Source organism: Rossellomorea aquimaris, assembly GCF_000935355.1.
Classification (GTDB): domain Bacteria; phylum Bacillota; class Bacilli; order Bacillales; family Bacillaceae_B; genus Rossellomorea; species Rossellomorea aquimaris_B.
On record NZ_JXZC01000001.1, the window covers coordinates 609,351 to 626,229 of the forward strand.

16 protein-coding genes are annotated in these 16,879 nt (G+C 40.1%); 6 read left to right on the top strand and 10 right to left on the bottom strand.

What is annotated here, in order from left to right; translation table 11 throughout:
* Positions 1-17: 17 nt before the first annotated feature.
* The 3 genes from rlmN to TV75_RS03185 form a co-directional block, all read right to left on the bottom strand.
* On the bottom strand, positions 18-1,088 hold the full coding sequence (rlmN, locus tag TV75_RS03175; RefSeq protein ID WP_044337210.1) for a 23S rRNA (adenine(2503)-C(2))-methyltransferase RlmN: 1,071 nt from the start codon (positions 1,086-1,088) through the stop codon (positions 18-20).
* A 161-nt stretch (positions 1,089-1,249) separates the two neighbouring features.
* Positions 1,250-1,888, bottom strand: coding sequence for a FusB/FusC family EF-G-binding protein (locus TV75_RS03180; protein WP_044337211.1), 639 nt, complete (start codon positions 1,886-1,888; stop codon positions 1,250-1,252).
* Between the two features lie 181 nt (positions 1,889-2,069).
* Complete coding sequence (locus tag TV75_RS03185; protein ID WP_044337212.1) at positions 2,070-2,336, bottom strand: CD3324 family protein; 267 nt, start codon at positions 2,334-2,336, stop codon at positions 2,070-2,072.
* A gap of 325 nt (positions 2,337-2,661) precedes the next feature.
* Here TV75_RS03185 and TV75_RS03190 point away from each other — a divergent pair, with 325 nt between their 5' ends.
* Complete coding sequence (locus tag TV75_RS03190; protein WP_044337213.1) at positions 2,662-3,207, top strand: GNAT family N-acetyltransferase; 546 nt, start codon at positions 2,662-2,664, stop codon at positions 3,205-3,207.
* A 129-nt stretch (positions 3,208-3,336) separates the two neighbouring features.
* On the opposite strand, the gene TV75_RS21075 is transcribed toward TV75_RS03190, so the two are convergent.
* Positions 3,337-4,596, bottom strand: coding sequence for a helix-turn-helix transcriptional regulator (locus tag TV75_RS21075; RefSeq protein WP_052504411.1), 1,260 nt, complete (start codon positions 4,594-4,596; stop codon positions 3,337-3,339).
* Positions 4,597-4,800: 204 nt separating this feature from the next.
* Here TV75_RS21075 and TV75_RS03200 point away from each other — a divergent pair, with 204 nt between their 5' ends.
* Together TV75_RS03200 and TV75_RS03205 are read left to right on the top strand one after the other, a co-directional pair.
* Complete coding sequence (locus tag TV75_RS03200) at positions 4,801-5,175, top strand: hypothetical protein (protein ID WP_044337214.1); 375 nt, start codon at positions 4,801-4,803, stop codon at positions 5,173-5,175.
* The gene (locus tag TV75_RS03205) at positions 5,172-6,740 is read left to right on the top strand and encodes a sodium/solute symporter (RefSeq protein WP_044337215.1); all 1,569 of its coding nucleotides are present in this window, start codon (positions 5,172-5,174) and stop codon (positions 6,738-6,740) included. The genes TV75_RS03200 and TV75_RS03205 overlap by 4 nt, the downstream gene beginning before the upstream one ends.
* Positions 6,741-6,832: 92 nt before the next feature.
* On the opposite strand, the gene TV75_RS03210 is transcribed toward TV75_RS03205, so the two are convergent.
* Complete coding sequence (locus tag TV75_RS03210) at positions 6,833-7,402, bottom strand: GNAT family N-acetyltransferase (RefSeq protein ID WP_044337216.1); 570 nt, start codon at positions 7,400-7,402, stop codon at positions 6,833-6,835.
* Positions 7,403-7,827: 425 nt separating this feature from the next.
* Between TV75_RS03210 and TV75_RS03215 the strand changes: the two genes are divergently transcribed.
* Positions 7,828-8,643 carry an STAS domain-containing protein gene (locus TV75_RS03215; protein WP_044337217.1) on the top strand — a complete coding sequence of 272 codons (816 nt, stop codon included), beginning with the start codon at positions 7,828-7,830 and terminating at the stop codon, positions 8,641-8,643.
* Positions 8,644-8,693: 50 nt separating this feature from the next.
* Here the strand turns inward: TV75_RS03215 and TV75_RS03220 are convergent, their stop codons facing one another.
* Both TV75_RS03220 and TV75_RS03225 read right to left on the bottom strand, forming a co-directional pair.
* Positions 8,694-9,170: a FixH family protein gene (locus tag TV75_RS03220; protein ID WP_044337218.1), complete on the bottom strand. Its 477-nt coding sequence runs from the start codon at positions 9,168-9,170 to the stop codon at positions 8,694-8,696.
* 19 nt (positions 9,171-9,189) lie between these two features.
* Positions 9,190-10,581, bottom strand: coding sequence for a PepSY-associated TM helix domain-containing protein (locus tag TV75_RS03225; protein ID WP_044337219.1), 1,392 nt, complete (start codon positions 10,579-10,581; stop codon positions 9,190-9,192).
* A 707-nt stretch (positions 10,582-11,288) separates the two neighbouring features.
* On the opposite strand from TV75_RS03225, the gene TV75_RS03230 reads away from it, so the two are divergent.
* Together TV75_RS03230 and TV75_RS03235 are read left to right on the top strand one after the other, a co-directional pair.
* Complete coding sequence (locus tag TV75_RS03230; protein ID WP_044337992.1) at positions 11,289-12,503, top strand: S8 family peptidase; 1,215 nt, start codon at positions 11,289-11,291, stop codon at positions 12,501-12,503.
* A gap of 359 nt (positions 12,504-12,862) precedes the next feature.
* Positions 12,863-14,470 carry a M4 family metallopeptidase gene (locus tag TV75_RS03235; RefSeq protein WP_044337993.1) on the top strand — a complete coding sequence of 536 codons (1,608 nt, stop codon included), beginning with the start codon at positions 12,863-12,865 and terminating at the stop codon, positions 14,468-14,470.
* Positions 14,471-14,676: 206 nt separating this feature from the next.
* Here the strand turns inward: TV75_RS03235 and arsC are convergent, their stop codons facing one another.
* From arsC to TV75_RS03250, 3 genes are read right to left on the bottom strand one after another with little or no spacing between them, the layout of a single operon-like run.
* Positions 14,677-15,096 carry an arsenate reductase (thioredoxin) gene (arsC, locus tag TV75_RS03240; protein ID WP_044337220.1) on the bottom strand — a complete coding sequence of 140 codons (420 nt, stop codon included), beginning with the start codon at positions 15,094-15,096 and terminating at the stop codon, positions 14,677-14,679.
* A 28-nt stretch (positions 15,097-15,124) separates the two neighbouring features.
* A complete protein-coding gene (locus tag TV75_RS03245) occupies positions 15,125-16,423 on the bottom strand; it encodes an arsenic transporter (protein WP_044337221.1) in 1,299 nt (432 codons plus the stop codon).
* A gap of 14 nt (positions 16,424-16,437) precedes the next feature.
* Positions 16,438-16,782 carry an ArsR/SmtB family transcription factor gene (locus tag TV75_RS03250; protein WP_044337222.1) on the bottom strand — a complete coding sequence of 115 codons (345 nt, stop codon included), beginning with the start codon at positions 16,780-16,782 and terminating at the stop codon, positions 16,438-16,440.
* Positions 16,783-16,879 lie beyond the last annotated feature (97 nt).

The following is a 16,879-nucleotide window of genomic DNA, read 5'->3' on the forward strand; positions in this document are numbered from 1 at the left end:
GTGCTCCATAAAAAGTATTAAGATTTAACCTTATCCTTCTTGATTTGCTTACTTCTCAATTGACCGCAAGCTGCATCGATGTCCGTTCCTTGTTCCACACGGACTCCACAGTTGATTCCATGTTCAAGTAATGTACCGTAGAATTCAACAATCGCTTCTTTCGTACTTCTTTGATATTGGTTATGCTCGTCAACTGGATTATAAGGAATCAAGTTCACATAAGAAAGATGACGCTTGTTCTTTAACAATTTGGCTAGCTGTATAGCTTCTTCTTTATGGTCATTTACATCACTCAATAGAATATACTCAAAAGTGATGCGTCGATTGGTCTTTTCTAAATAGTAATCAATGGCTGGCATTAATTTCTCTAAAGGATACGCACGGTTGATTTTCATGATCTTGGTACGTAATTCATTGTTTGGTGCATGCAAGGAAACAGCAAGGTTGATTTGAATATTTTCGTCGGCAAATTTGTAAATCTTATCTGCCAGGCCACTTGTGGAAACGGTAATGTGACGAGCTCCGATAGAAAGACCTTTTTGGTCATTAACCACTCGGAAGAAGTCCATCATGTTATCGTAGTTATCGAATGGTTCACCTATCCCCATTACGACGATATGGCTGACACGTTCTCCATTTCCTGCTTCATCCAAATGATGTTGGACGTTCATGATCTGTTCTACGATTTCTCCGCTTGAAAGATCGCGGTTCTTCTTCAGCAGTCCACTTGCACAGAATGTACAACCGATGTTGCACCCGACCTGGGTCGTCACACACACACTTAGTCCATAATTGAATCGCATTAAAACTGTTTCAATTAAGTTACCATCTTCAAGCTTGAACAGGAATTTAATTGTGCCGTCCTTGGATTCCTGTTTAACCTCTTGAGTGAGTGTATGAAGATAGAAGTGATCGTCCAGCAATTGTACACAGTCGGCGTTCAGATTCTTCATATCCGCAAAGTTTGTCACTCTCTTTTTATATAACCAATCCCATACCTGAGCCGCACGGAACTTCTTCTGACCGTGTTCGACCAGCCATGTTGTCAGTTGATCTAATGTTAATCCGTATATGGATTTCTTTTCCATTTAAAACCCTCATTTCGAAACTCTACAATTTTCTACTTATCTATACTACTTAAAGTATGGCAATGTTTCAAGGGATTTATAAGTGTTGAGAAGAATTGGAATTCCGTAATATAGTATAAATATAATGAAAAATACGCCGAGACTCTGCACAGCGCATCCTTCTAATGATTGATTCTTTGAATGAAATCAACCAATTTCTCTTTGTCTTTGAGCTTTTCGTTACACTCATCACTATCCTGGCAGATGTAATTCCCTTTCTTTACATAGGTTCCGTGAGATGACGCTTTCGATTCAGACATGTAAAACCCGATGCTTCCAAAGGTATTGCAAATCGTACAAATCCCTTTTTTGCTGCTACTTTTGAAAGTACCCTTGAATCCTTTTAATTTACCCTCATGCTCAGCGACGATATATTTTCGCTCCTGCCCGTAATCATTCCAGCCCAAATACGAGAGTTCCCTGAAATCGATGTTTTCCCAATCAGGAGTCTTTAGCTTTTTCACTTTCGGAAATAACTTTTTCAATGAGGCATCAGTTACAGATGGAAATGGAATCACATAAGGTTTTAATCCAATTAAAAAATCCTCCGCCTGATCAGAATCCCGGATATTCCCAATAGGTTCTAGTATGTTCTGTTGAGCTTGAGACAGTTCATCGAACACATTTGTCACCTTATCATTTACAAGTCCCTTCAACGCTTGAAGTACACCAAGATCATTCACAGTTGAATATCCATTGATCAGCACCTGAGTCTGATACATAATGAAATTATATTGATCCTTTCGAATAAATGGTTCCATGTTAATCGCTCCTAGAAACATTTGTCATTATTTTCATCTTAAATGGTTTGTTCAAGACGAGTCAAGAAGCACAGGAATTCCGTGCAACCTCATTCATACTATATACCGGTACTTGACAGAAAGATAGGTAGAGTTTGGTTTAGAAACAATCTATACATAATAAAAAGCACTGACAAAATCATCAGCGCTTTCTATACACTATTTTCTTAATTGTTTCTGTTGAAAGATAATGATGTTCGGCTAATTCTTGAATCGTCTTTCCATTCAAGAAAGTCTCTTTGATCTCAACATTTCGTTCATCAATTTCTTTTCTGCTTCCAGAACGGCTACCCCATTTTCGGTGTTTCACCTTGGGTTTAGGTATATAAAGGGTTTCCCCTTGTATATATTTCTGGATTTCAACAAGAAGCGATGGTGGTAAAACACTCTCCGCTTTTACATATTTCATTTCAGTCCGCCCCTTATTTTCTTATTAATCAAATAAATAAGGTGCAAAGCCGACTTACTAGAAATGAACTTTAAGGGCGATCATTCAATGTCCACCCCATGCAAAGTATCGCCTTTCTAATTGTAGGCTTTGCATGAGACGCTTGGGACTCTGGTAAGATTGTTCTCATTACCATGCCACCACCTCCTTTAATGTCGTTCATTTTCTTCTATTATAAAATATATACAGTTAAATCACATTATGATCAGCTGCCTTACTTTAACTCCTCCCTATAAAGAAGCAGCATATGGTATAATCTTCTAAATATCCAAAAGGAGATGGTCCCATGTTTTCATTCACTGTAGATCAAGAAATCTCGATCGAGCTATTTCAACAGCACCACAAAGAGGAGTTATACGAACTGATCGATTCAAACCGGGATCACCTTCGTCAGTGGCTCCTTTGGGTCGATAAACGCCGGTCCCCTCAGGATTTAGAACACATTATTCCCCTTTGGATCCGGAATTACGCGGATAACAACGGATTCGATGCCGGGATACGCTATCAAGGGGAGTTAGTCGGCATGATCGGGCTGCATTATATTGATTGGAAAAGCAAGAGCACCAGTATTGGATATCTCCTTTCGGAAGGGGCACAAGGAAAAGGGATCATTACACGTGCCGTTACTTCTCTCTTAAACTATTTATTTCTTGAAATGGAGCTCAACAGGGTAGAAATCCAATGTGCCACCAACAATAAGAAAAGCATCGGCATCCCTGAACGATTAGGATTTACGAAAGAAGGAATCTCTAGAGATGGACAATGGTTATATGATCATTATGAGGATCTTGTAACGTATAGTTTATTAAGGAGAGATTGGGCTAAGACTTAAGGAGCCATCTTTCCAAGGGCGACTCTCAATGAGAATCGCCCTTCTATTATCTTCACAAATATCTTAGGATAAGACTATCTTCCCGGCAATATTCATGCTTTATATGAATGGACGGCTACCACTGCTGTATTAAATAAAAATAATTTCTTTTGTCCCTCGGTATTCTCTTGGAGAAAGTCCTACATATTTTTTAAAAGTACCACTAAAATAATTGGGCGTATTGAAACCAAGCTCTTCAGCAATGTACTCAATTGTATGGTTGGTATGACGCAAAAGCCAAACAGCACGCTGAAGACGAACAAAAGTGACGTATTCAACAAAATTACGCCCTGTTTCTTGTTTGAAAATCCTGCTGAAATACGGAACGCTAAAATTAATCTGTTCAGCTACTTGTTTAATCGAAAGGTTATCCGTACAACAATGAGCTATATAGTCCGTACATTTTTGAATCTGCTGGTCCTTTGTGATTTCTTCATAATACCGAAGGGATAGCCTCTCATATGGTGACGTACGACGGGCTTTATATGCTTCCCGATATGAATGATGAAGGAGAAGTGGTTCTCGATAGATGGACCCTACACCAATGTAAATATGGATCCCATACTCCATTTCTAATTCCTCAATTGCATCAAGTATACTGGCTTCCCCTTCTTTCCAGTGTTTTAAGGATCCGTAGTTTGAAGGAATCCGAATGAGCATTAGTAGGTGTTTGCGATATGATAGGAAAGATACCCCCTCTAACCGAAAGCGCTTTCTTAAATGTTCTTGAATAATTGTAGATGCTTGCCACTCCTGCCCTTCTATCCAGGATGGGCATCTGGTGAACCCCTGTATAAAACATATCACATTTGGCAGCCCATCAATTGGAAAAAGAGATCGGGATTCAATTAATTCCTCTTCAGATTTTATCTCACCGGAAAGTAATCTTCGTAAAAATGCTTCTTGAAAAGGCGATGTGTGGTGGCTACCTTTCTTTGGATCCTGATGAGGCCCCCTGAATGATTCATCGTCACTGGCCAATACATGAGCCCCACTTGAAATACTCCTTATAACTTGTTTTAACATTCGCATAAATTTGTGTTTTTTTACAGCCTTTACTAGTAAACTGCTTAATTTCAATTCAATTGCAAGGGGTGAAGTATATAATAATGATGGTTCCAGCAAAGGAATGATTTTGCATTCTTTATTACGTTTATGAAATCGGTGTATCTTTACCCAATCAAGCCATGTGGTTACTTCGAAAATTGCTATATGTATATGAGCTGGTTTTTCTTCCTCCCCCACCAGTGCAATGTTTCCCATAAATCCTTCGGTAATCCAGTCTTCCAGCTTTTCATATTCCAATTGATCTTTTACGTTTAGCTTCATTGCATACACTTTGGCTTCCATCCGCCTTTCTAAGATATACATGTCCTATTTTTATTTCAATTATAGAATAAAAATTAGATTATATTAAATATTTGTATATTTCTGATAATTTATTGTAAGGTATATAATCTTCTAATATCGTAAAATCAATTTTATATTATCTTATTGGTAAAGGAGGATAGTGATCAATAATCAGAAGCAGAAACTTTGAAGGAGGATTCTTTAATGGCTGGAGAATATTCAGAATATGATTATGTGGCTGCAGACACTATAGATGTCAGCGAACTTGAGCCACTCGATCCGGAAACAAGAAAAATCATGAAGGGTGAATTCAGTACTGGAATTAAACTTACGGTATTTTATTATGTCTTTATCTTATCAATCCCGATATTGAATTGGTATGCAGAAGGTTTTATGTTCTCACGTATGTGGGGAGGTATGACGTATAGCTGGTTTTTCACAAGTATCGTCGCTATGGCGATGGCATTCATCATTGCCTATGTACATACAACTCTTTATGAGAGGCGTTTAAAGAATGATCGCCACACTTCCAGCCACTCTCACTCCAATACATCTTCTGAGGAAAGGAGAATCAATTGATGGGTGTTTTACTAGAACCAAAATTCCTCTTAACGCTCTTCTTAATGGGGACGATTGTTTATATAACCTACTTATCAAAGAGAAATGCCACCGCTTCTGATTATTTTGTTGGTGGTAGGAGCTTTGGCTGGTTTACTAACGGCTCAGCTATAGGTGGAGACTATTTAAGCGCAGCCACCTTCCTTGGTATTGCCGGTTTAACCTATCAGCTGGGGTATGATGGTGCTTATTATGCATTTTGCTTTTCTATCGGTTTGACTCTTCTGGCCATTTTCGTAGCAGGACCACTTCGTCGATTTGGAGCCTATACAGTGGCAGACTTTTTAGCTTATCGTTTCCACAGCAAACGTGCCCGTCTCGCAGCTGTTGCTGTGGTTTTAGCCATTTCTGGCTTCTATGCAGCTCCTCAGTTACTTGGTGCTGCGCAAATCTTAAGCATGTTTTTTGGAACAAGCTATGAATTTGGAATCATTTTCACTTGTTCTGTCATGATTTTTTACGTTGGTATCGGTGGTATGAAGGGAACTACACTTAACCAGGCTCTAGAACTATGGATTCGCCTTGGTGCCTTTCTTCTTATGGTTGGCGCTGCTATCTATGGTGGACTCCATTATCAGGAAATCCTGGCCTCGATTAATGAATTTAAAGGGGTTATTTCGGGAACCTCTGGATTTACTACTGATGGAAAGGATATACCTTTTGATGGTGCTGCTTGGACAGGTACCGGCAATTACTTCCCATCATTCTGGCAAACCATATCAATGACAATCGGACTTTCACTCGGTACGATCGGACTTCCGCATATTTTACTTCGTTTCTATACAAACCCTAGTGCTAAAGCAGCTCGTAAGTCCGCTCTTATGGCAATAGGAATTGCAAGTGTATTCTTTTTCTTTGCCGTATATCTTGGAGTGGTCGGACGCTCGATTTTTCTTAGCGGAGACACAGATCCAGGTGTCATGAAAGATCTTTTAGCGGGCGGAAACAATATGGTTGTTCCTTCCACTGCCCAGGCCCTTGGCGGTGAGTGGCTGCTTGGTCTTGTTATTGCGGGCGCATTTGCTGCCGTATTCTCAAACCTTTCTGGTTTATTCATTGCAAGCTCCGGTGCATTGGCTCACGATTTATATGCGACTTTCTTCCGGAAAAACATTACAGAAAAAGAACGCGTTTTAGCCGGAAAGGTTTCGATTATCATTCTTGGTATACTCTACGGTGCTCTTGGTCTTATGGTTAAGGAAGCTTCCATCGGCCATCTGGTGGCACTGGCATTTACTGTTGCAGCGAGTACGTTTACACCAATCTTCATCCTGGGTATTTGGTGGAGGGGAATGACGGAAAAAGGCGCAATTGCCGGTCTGGTTATTGGTCTAATTGCTTCTATGTACATGATTTTCTTTAAAACTACCTTACCTGAATTTCTACAATTTAATGTACCGGGATTAATAACGGTGCCGGTTGGATTCCTTTCTGTATATATCGTTTCAAAGATCGATCGCAGAGTGCCTGGAGATGTAAACGAATTCATGAGAAAGGTCCATTCGAAAGAGTCGGAGGCAGCTTAAAAAAGTAGTTGATAAAATGACTACAGCAGAGGTTTGTTGAGGTAATGTACCTTTACGTTTAATACTAATGAGGTAGGGTCCTGATCAGGACCCTACCTCATCTTTTTGATCTTCCCATAGACGCACGTATCCGTTAACCTTTCCCCATCAACCGAAAGATCCTCATTTCGCAGAATCCCCTCCAGCATATAACCAAGCCTTTCAGGAACCGCCCTGCTCCTCGCATTTGTGGATTCACACCTGATCTCTACTCTTTTTCCTTTTAATTCGCTTAAAGCAAAATCGGTCAATTTCCCAACTGCTTCCACCATGTAACCATGCCCACTCATTCTTGTATCAATCCAATAACCGATTTCGAATTTAGGTACACTCCAATCGATGTTATGAAAGCCTGTTGAACCGACAAACTCCTTTGTATCTTTTCGGAAGATGAGATACCTCAGACTTTCCCTTGTTAGAAATTTTGCGTGAGCTTCACGGGTGTTTGTTTCCGTATCTTCTACTGAAGGGTCATTTTGTGCAAATCCCAACCACGGTTTTAATTCAGATAGAGAAGCTTTAATGGCTGCATTCACTGCCCTGCCATCACCTGGCTGAGGCATCCGTAGTTCTAATCTTTCCGTCTCTAACACTGGTCGAACTTCAAGTAATATAGGATTCATACAAAACACTCCTTTTATCAAAATAAAAAACTCTCATTCTCAATAAATACTTCTTGAGGACGAGAGTATATCTTTCGCGGTACCACCTCAGTTCATTGGCATGTCACCATACCAACCTTTTCGGATAAACGTATCTCTATAACGGGAGACGCCGATGTATTCCTGCAGAAATAGCTTCATACATAACTCCAAGTCTTTTACCATAATGATCATGATGGCCCTTTTTCAGCTAGTAGAGCTCTCTGCGCATCATTATGTTCTTCTCTTCATCGTCTGATTGGAAAAATTTTAAATTAATGAAATTATAAGGTAATGACATCATCTTGTCAATATACCTGGTATACTATTACTCTAGTCTTTCCAGCCTATACTAAAAATTAATAATACTTTATAATAAAGGAAAATCATACATCTGGAGGAGAAAAATGACTCACCACACAATTACTACATCTATTGGGGATCAATTGATTGAGAGAAAACAGGATCTTGCCAATACCATTTTCTCAAATCTTATAGCTTCTTATCCAACACTTTACGTGGAAGAAAAAAGAACTGAAACCCTCCCCTATTTTGAGCAGCTTATCGAACTTATAGGTGAAGGCTTGTTAAGGGGAGAAAATAATTTGGACAAATCAAGTCAGTGGGGAAAAGAAGTAGGAAGACTTGCTTCAGGCCAAGGGGTCCCTTTGCAGATGTCCATAAGTAAATCCTCGTTATATAAAAAAGTTATTTTAGAAGATATCGTTTTGCAAAATGAAGCAGCAATGTCTAAAGAAACCTTACTGCAAATCACACATGATATCGATCGCACATTCACCACAATGATTTCTGCTTTCTGTGAAGCATATAGTGAGTATGCAGAAGAACAGCTGAAAATATCTGAAGAGAAGTATTTATCCTTATCCACCCCTGTCGTTCCAATATTCTCCGACTTGGCTGTATTGCCTCTCATTGGTCAAGTGGATGAAGTACGTGGAGAGATGATGGCAGAGCATGTCCTTCTTGAGTGCAAAAAGCTTTCTATCCATAAACTTATCATCGATTTATCCGGTGTGTATGAAGTGAATCCTTTGTTTCAACAAGGTATCATGAAGTTGATTGATAGTCTTAAATTACTTGGGATTGAGCCGATTTTATCAGGGATGCGCCCAGAAATGAGTATTGAATTTGTCCAGATGGGTATAAATATTTCAAGTATGAAAATCTATCAATCATTGAATAAAGCGGTAGAAGCTCATTAAAAATGATCATGCATGAAAGAAAGGACTTCATTCACTGAAGTCCTTTCATATCAATGATGTTGTCCCCCACCCTCTCCTTCTTGTTGACTATCTTCTTCCATCTGTTTCATTTTCTCCATCTCTTCTTTAGATACTTGTCCAACAATGAATTGTTTCTTGGGCATCACATGCATATCACGTGCCGTTACATGGGTTTGTACATAATAAACGCCGGTTTCTTTGAATGTTTTTCTAATACTATATACACCATCTTTTTCATGGGTGGCCTCAATTAATTCACTTTCCGCTTTGTCGTTCATTTTCCACACTTCAAACTGTATATTTTCAGCATCCTCTACACTTTCACCGGCTTGGGTCACTTTAACCTTTATGTTACTTTCCTCATTAGGTGAAATTTTTTCTGGAAGAGAGATGTTCACTTCCACTTGCTGAGCTATCTCTGATTCACTTGCAGAAGAACCGGCAGTACATGCTGCTAACACTGCCATTGATAACCCGATTCCTAAAGCTGTTATGAGTTTCTTCATATTATTACTCCCTTATCCTTTAATTTAGCCAGGTCTTTAATGGTTTAATATGTGGAAAAACCAAACGGTCCAGTAAAAACACAATTATGATGGATATTCCAACGAGTGGCATGATGACCCCCATCACAAGCATGATGATAAGGACGGCTCTTGTCATTTGTTTATCTTTAGGCTTAGTCGGCGCTCCCGATTTACCTTCCGGTTTGCGTTTTCTCCAAAGGATGAGTGAGCTTACTACCATTCCGATCAACCCAATACAAATGATGAGACCGATGATTTGATTAGTGAGTCCAAATAAGCGGCCTTCATGCAAGGCAATCCCCATTGTGATGGCTTTTGCCATAATGCCATAATCACTGAAGCGTACATCGCTTAAGATGGAACCTGAGTATTGATCCACGTGGAGAGTCGCGTTATCCCCGGGTTTTGAGTGAGAAGTAGCGATGGTGTATACACCCTTATCCCCTTGAGGCATAGAAATCGTATACGGTTTTTTTATCTTTTCATTCCTCGCGATATACGTAGCATCTTCTAATGATAATGGAACATATCCATCTGTAGTAGAAGAGGGTACTGACATGTTTTCAGATGCCCAAGGTACATCTTCTGCCACATCTTTCGCTTTTACCACTGATTGAGGCTTTTCTCCAAAGCTGGTAGCAAATGCCGGATATCCAGTATTGGTGGAAGTCGCGAGTCGATTGATTTGCTCCCCCATCACACCGGACCACGGCAGCCCTGTCAGGATGAGGATCAAAATGGATAGGGATAACCAAAACGCTGGCACTGCATGCATATCTCTCCAGAACGTCCTGCCTTTTTGTCTGAACCTTGGTAAGATGGTACCCCAAATCGAGGCTTTGTTTCTAGGCCACCATATATATAGACCCGTTATTAGTAAAATGACAGCCCAACACGCAGCAAGCTCTACTAATCGATTGGCTACCGTGCCGCCAACAATCAATTCACTATGTAGCTTTTTAAAGATTTCTGTAAATTTCTCATCATTTTTTATTGATCCCGCAACATTTCCTGTATAGGGATTGACATACACTGAAAACATCTCTCCATTATTCATTACACTGAATTCCGTTGTTCGAGAGGGATCATCATACACCTTCATTGATGTGACGATCTGGTCAGGTGCTTCCTCCCTGACCTTTGCCATTTGTGCAGAAGGGCTGATTATGGAAGAGCCTTTTTCCTTTACAAAATAGACATCATTATACATTATGGATTCAATTTGTGGCTTAAATAAATACACGGCCCCGCTTAATGCTAAAATAACCAAAAACGGGGCAAAAATGATTCCTGCATAGAAATGCCATCTCCATACAGTTTGGTATAGGGCAGCTCTTTCTTGTTTCTTTGATTGCTTTGGGGCAGTTTCTAATTTCTTTTCGGCTTCCATCTTTAGTCTCCTTTAGTGATTTCCTTGTAAAAGGGATAACGTAATAAAAATAACTTCAGATCAATCAACTATATTTTTTCATCTAGTGTGAACTGACTTTTTAGCCAGTATTAAATGTACTATGGAGTTGTGAAATAAAAATGAAACCGTTATATTTTTGCTTAAAGCAATAGAAAAGATCCCACTGGAAAACATATCCACTGGGATCTTTTCTGTATGATCATGGTTGGTATTGAGGTTTCCATGAAAGGATCGAATGAGGAACGGACCTTCACCCACCCTTCCTAAAAAATATGCTAATCATAACATTATTAGTATGGTGGTTCACCTACTATCTTCACCAAAAAGGAGGTCCGTCCCTCAAAAATTTAAAATTGATGTTGGGAAAATACGTGACTGTTTTCCTATGGTCATTTTTGATTTTGAGGGAGTTTGAAGGAAAGTTTTCTTGATTCCAGGTGTTTTTTTAATTTGGTTTGATTCACTTCCCTTATATTTACAAATGCTGAATTTTCGCCCTATTCTCTTTTTTTGAAGGGTTTGCTAGAATCCTAGTTAGCAAGAATCATACATAGTTTTCTTTCACACATTCTCTTATTCTTGTGAAATTAATTAAAGGAGGTATTTCATAAACAAGCGCTTTGATGCTCAATCCATTTGTCGTTGAACCACGCCATTCAAAAAAAGAAAAACGGAGGAATGCTATAATGAAGTTTAAAAAAATTGCTGCTCTATCATTAGCTGCATCACTTGCTCTAGTCCCAAGCTTTGGAGGAAGTGCCTTTGCTCAAGATCAAAACCCTCTAGAGAAAGCCTCTCAAAAGACAACTGTCAATAAAAGCTTTGAGAAAGGCAGTTATGTAAAAGGTGAGGTCATTGTTAAATTCAAAGATGGCGTGACCGAGTCAGAAAAAGGAAATACCCTCAAAAAAGCGAATGCAGCTGCTGTAAAAGAAAAAGATTCTACGAAAAAGCCTTTCGAGGTATTAAAAGTAGGAAATGTTGAAGCAACTGTAAAAGCATTAAGCAAAAACCCGAATGTGGAATACGCTGAACCTAACTATACCTTCTCAGCAACCTGGACCCCTAATGATTATTACTACCAAGGCTATCAATATGGACCCCAAAACACGTACACACCTAGTGCATGGGATCTTGCACGCGGGAGCAGCGGACAGGAAATTGCCGTTCTTGATACAGGTGTAGATTACAACCACCCTGACTTAGATGGTAAGACGATTCGTGGTTATGATTTCGTCGACAATGATTATTATCCAATGGATTTAAACGGACATGGAACACATGTAGCGGGTACGGCTGCTGCTGAAACGAATAACGGAACCGGGGTTGCCGGTATGGCTCCAAATACAAAGATACTTGCCGTTCGTGTATTAGATGCCAACGGAAGTGGATCACTTGATGATATCGCGGCAGGTATTCGCTACGCTGCAGATCAAGGCGCTGAAGTGCTGAATCTTTCCCTGGGTTGTGACTGTAATACAACAACTTTAAAAAGTGCAGTTGATTATGCTTGGAACAAAGGGTCTGTCGTCATTGCCGCTGCTGGAAATGACGGAGTGTCAACAACATTTGAGCCAGCTTCTTATCCAAACGCAATTGCCGTAGGAGCAGTTGATTCCAGAGACCGTAAAGCTTCTTTCTCAAACTACGGGACATGGGTGGATGTAACCGCGCCTGGAGTTGACATCGCTTCTACCATGCCTAACAATGGATACTCATACATGTCAGGTACATCGATGGCCTCCCCTCACGTAGCAGGTTTAGCAGGATTACTTGCTGGGCAAGGACGAAACAATGTTCAAATCCGTCAAGCAATTGAACAAACGGCTGATCCGATCAGCGGTACAGGTTCTTACTTCCAGCACGGAAGAATTAACTCTTATGATGCTGTAAGATACTAATAAGTAGTGAAACACCCCTTAACCCATTTGGTTGAGGGGTGTTTCATCTTTATTGAAATGCTTCAAGTATTCATAGTGGACTAGATATGTACTCACCTGGGTGGCCAGGCACCCTCACCTTTTGCCGCTTAGTTGAAAATTAAAAATTACCCTAATTTAAATAAAAGTTTTTATCCAATAAAAAAGTCCGTTTTTATGAAAATTTTCTTGAATAGGGCCATTATCTGTCTACTCTATATCCTCAAAAAGTCCTGCGTTTTCTCAATACCCTCTTCTTCTTACCTATGATAATCTGATTTTGACGGAATTTTTAGAAAAAAAGAGGAGGAGTTAATTTGAGAAAGAATAAAATCATTAGCATGGGGTTATCCATTGGTTTACTATCTGGAATGATGGCAACCGGGAGTTTAGCTGCACCATCAGACAATGCACTCTTTCAAATGAATAAAAAAGAAGGAACACCCGAATTTGTTTCAGGACTACTATCTCCCCCATCCGGGAAAAAAGCGGAGACAATCGTCCTTTCCTTTTTAGAGAAGAACAAGACGAAATTCAAACTTTCTGATAAGAAATCAGACGAGCAGTTCAAGGTGTTATCTGTCGAAAAGGACGAACTTGGAAATAAAGTCGTTCGCATTCAGCAAACATACCACGGAGTACCTGTTTGGGGTTCCACACAGTCAGCAGTTGTAAAGGAAGATGGAACACTTCAAGCTTTTTCCGGTACTGTCGTAGCTGACTTGGATCAAAAGATCACCTCATCAAAAAAGAAAGTGAACACGAAAAAAGCCTTAACGATCGCTAAGAAAGATCTTGGAATTGATCCTAAGTTAGAAAAAGAGGCTAAACCGGAATTGGTCATCTACACAGATGGTGATTCTGCTTCCTTTGCATATTTTGTAAACCTGAATTATTTAGAACCGTCTCCTGGTAACTGGAACTATTTTATAGATGCTAAAACAGGAAAGATATTAAATAAATACAATGACATGCATGAAGTCACAGGAACGAATCAAGTAGGAACCGGTAAAGGTGTATTAGGTGACTCTAAACCGTTGAACACAACCCTTTCAAGTGGAAAGTACTATTTGCAGGATAATACACGGGGAAATGGTGTGTATACATACAACATGAACAATCGTACCTTCTTCCCACAATTCTTCTTACCCGGCACCTTGTGGTCGGACAGCGATAATGTACTGAATGCTGCATATGATGCCCCAGCAGTTGATGCTCATCATTTCGCAGGTGTCACGTATGACTTCTTCAAGGATAACTACAATCGTAATTCTTATGATAATCAAGGCGCACGCCTGGTGTCTTCAGTTCACTACAGCAGCGGGTATAATAACGCCTTCTGGAACGGATCCCAGATGGTGTATGGTGACGGAGATGGTACCACGTTTGCCCCACTTTCTGGAGGAATTGATGTTGTCGCTCATGAATTGACTCACGCGGTGACAGATTTCACTTCTGACCTTGTTTATCAAAATGAATCAGGAGCATTGAACGAAGCGATTTCAGATATTTTTGGAACATTGGTAGAGTATGAGAATGGAGCGAATCCAGATTTCGAAATCGGAGAAGATATTTATACACCTGGCACATCCGGTGATGCCCTCCGCTCCATGAGCAACCCTGCTAAATACGGTGACCCTGACCACTACTCTAAACGTTATACCGGTACAGGAGATAATGGCGGTGTTCATACAAACAGTGGAATCATCAACAAACAGGCTTATCTATTAAGTGAAGGTGGGCAGCATTATGGAGTAACAGTTCCCGGGATTGGGCGTGAAAAGCTTGGGGATATTTATTATCGTATGAATACAGTGTATCTGACGGCTTCCTCAACCTTCAGTCAGGCAAGAGCTGCAGCTGTACAGTCTGCAACCGATTTGTATGGTAGCACTTCAGCGGAAGTCAATGCTGTGAAACTATCATTTGATGCAGTTGGAATTAATTAAAGAGTTTGCGAGACCGGCAGGGATTTCTCTGCTGGTTTCTTCATTGAAATTTCTTCATTCTTCATAAAAAAAGCCTGATTCTTAGTACAATAAGTACCCAGAACAGGCTTTTTCTATTCACGATGATCTTAACGATAACCTCTATCACCCATCGGGCAGACATTTAAAGAGAGCCAAGAGGTCCGTCCCTCTATTTTCCTCTATTTTTACTTCCCGGTATCTGCGAATGTTTTGATCCGATCGCTGATTTCATCACGCACGCGTTGGAAGAATGCCCATTTCTCATCATCCGTTCCTTGCGCTTTTGCCGGGTCATCAAAGCCCCAGTGCTCACGCTTTACATGAGGAGGTGTCATTGGGCATTTATCTGCAGCATCACCACAAAGGGTAACGACCAAATCTGCATTATTTAAAATGTCAGGATCGATAATGTCAGAAGTTTGGTTCGAAATATCAATTCCCGCTTCTTTCATTGCTTTTACTGCGTTAGGATTTAATCCATGCGCTTCAATACCTGCACTTTTCACATCCCACTCTTCTCCTAAATGATGCTTAGCCCAACCTTCTGCCATTTGGCTGCGGCAAGAGTTACCTGTACATAAGAAGTATAGTGTTTTTTTAGACATAGTAATCGAGCTCCTTTTGTTGTAAGTTTTAAGATATGATCATTAACCAGATATATAAACCAATAAGGGTAATGAGTAATGTTGGTACGGTTAAGACAATTCCCGTTTTAAAATATTGCCCCCATGAGATTTTCACGCCTTTTAAAGATAAAACGTGTAACCATAAGAGGGTTGCCAGTGAACCGATCGGGGTGATTTTCGGACCAAGGTCAGAACCGATGACATTGGAATAAATAAGCGACTCACGAATCACTCCTGTAGTGTTCGTATCCATAATCGCAATTGCATCGATCATAACGGTCGGCATATTGTTCATGACCGATGACAGTATCGCTGCAATGAACCCCATGGAAATCGTAGCGACGAACAGTCCTTGATCGGCAGCCACTTGGATAACATCCGTTAACACATTCGTCAGTCCAACGTTACGCAAACCATACACTACCACGTACATTCCAATCGAGAAGAATACGATCGCCCATGGAGCACCTTTAATGACCGTTTTCGTGTTGACGGCTGAGCTTCTCCTGGCCATTAGTAAGAAGAAAATCGACACAATGCCTGCGATGATCGATACAGGAATATGCAGTGATTCACTGATAAAGTAACCAACAAGCAAGATACCAAGTACAATCCAGGATAGCTTAAACATACGCTGATCTTTTATCGCTTCCACTGGTTTCTTTAATTGGCTTGCATCATAATTATTTGGGATGCTTTTTCTAAAGAATAGATACAGCACCAGTATGCTTGCAAACAATGAGAAGAAGTTTGGAATGATCATTCTTGATGCATATTCCACAAACCCGATGTCAAAAAAATCGGCTGACACGATGTTCACAAGGTTACTGACGACAAGCGGTAATGAAGTCGTGTCGGCAATGAATCCACTTGCCATGATAAATGGAAAAACCATTTTTTCTTCAAAATTCAAGTTTCTCACCATTGCCAAAACAATCGGAGTCAATATCAACGCTGCTCCATCATTCGCAAAAAATGCTGCGACAACCGCTCCTAGTAGGGAAACATACACAAACATTTTGACGCCATTCCCTTTTGCTGCCCTCGCCATATGTAGTGCAGACCATTCGAAGAATCCAATTTCATCCAGGATTAAAGAGATAATGATAATAGCAATAAATGCTAAAGTCGCATTCCAGACTATTCCTGTCACAGCCACGACATCCTGAAAATCGACAACCCCTACAATCAAGGCAAGGATCGCTCCTCCACAAGCAGACCAGCCAATGGACAATCCTTTAGGCTGCCAAATCACAAGCACCAATGTGGCCACAAAAATCATGGTAGCTAAAATTACTGATAACACGGGAAACCCTCCTCCTAATGACAAGAAATGCGTAATCCTTGCTTTTCTAATGCTGTTAATCGTTCATCCTGATCAGGCAAGTGTTCCATCAAGCTTTGAACAAACGGATACGCATCACTTTCTTTATTAAGAGAGTAAAAGACCCATTGACCCCTTCTTAATTCTTTTACCAGCCCTGCATCCTTTAGTTTACGAATATGCTGAGAGATTGCAGGCTGACTCATTTTAAAAATCTCCACAAATTCACACACGCAGCAGTCGTTGGATTCTAATAGTTTCACCATCGTAAGACGGGTTTTATCCCCTAGAAGTTTTAACATCGTTGCGGCCCTTTCAATATCAACTTTTGAATCAAGCATGTAAACACCTCCTAAATCACCTGTATTATTAGCATATTATTATTTACTTATATAATAAGAAAAAAATAAAACTTTATCAAAGTCCTTATATAAGTTA

What these genes read in the sequence shown, in the direction of transcription:
- TV75_RS03230 (WP_044337992.1), top strand. Translation starts at nt 11,289, where the DNA reads ATGAAGTTTAAAAAAATTGCTGCTCTATCATTAGCTGCATCACTTGCT.
- TV75_RS03200 (WP_044337214.1), top strand. Translation starts at nt 4,801, where the DNA reads ATGGCTGGAGAATATTCAGAATATGATTATGTGGCTGCAGACACTATA.
- TV75_RS03185 (WP_044337212.1), bottom strand. Translation starts at nt 2,336, where the DNA reads ATGAAATATGTAAAAGCGGAGAGTGTTTTACCACCATCGCTTCTTGTT.
- arsC (WP_044337220.1), bottom strand. Translation starts at nt 15,096, where the DNA reads ATGTCTAAAAAAACACTATACTTCTTATGTACAGGTAACTCTTGCCGC.
- TV75_RS03190 (WP_044337213.1), top strand. Translation starts at nt 2,662, where the DNA reads ATGTTTTCATTCACTGTAGATCAAGAAATCTCGATCGAGCTATTTCAA.
- rlmN (WP_044337210.1), bottom strand. Translation starts at nt 1,088, where the DNA reads ATGGAAAAGAAATCCATATACGGATTAACATTAGATCAACTGACAACA.
- TV75_RS03225 (WP_044337219.1), bottom strand. Translation starts at nt 10,581, where the DNA reads ATGGAAGCCGAAAAGAAATTAGAAACTGCCCCAAAGCAATCAAAGAAA.
- TV75_RS03235 (WP_044337993.1), top strand. Translation starts at nt 12,863, where the DNA reads ATGGGGTTATCCATTGGTTTACTATCTGGAATGATGGCAACCGGGAGT.
- TV75_RS21075 (WP_052504411.1), bottom strand. Translation starts at nt 4,596, where the DNA reads ATGGAAGCCAAAGTGTATGCAATGAAGCTAAACGTAAAAGATCAATTG.
- TV75_RS03210 (WP_044337216.1), bottom strand. Translation starts at nt 7,402, where the DNA reads ATGAATCCTATATTACTTGAAGTTCGACCAGTGTTAGAGACGGAAAGA.
- TV75_RS03220 (WP_044337218.1), bottom strand. Translation starts at nt 9,170, where the DNA reads ATGAAGAAACTCATAACAGCTTTAGGAATCGGGTTATCAATGGCAGTG.
- TV75_RS03250 (WP_044337222.1), bottom strand. Translation starts at nt 16,782, where the DNA reads ATGCTTGATTCAAAAGTTGATATTGAAAGGGCCGCAACGATGTTAAAA.
- TV75_RS03215 (WP_044337217.1), top strand. Translation starts at nt 7,828, where the DNA reads ATGACTCACCACACAATTACTACATCTATTGGGGATCAATTGATTGAG.
- TV75_RS03180 (WP_044337211.1), bottom strand. Translation starts at nt 1,888, where the DNA reads ATGGAACCATTTATTCGAAAGGATCAATATAATTTCATTATGTATCAG.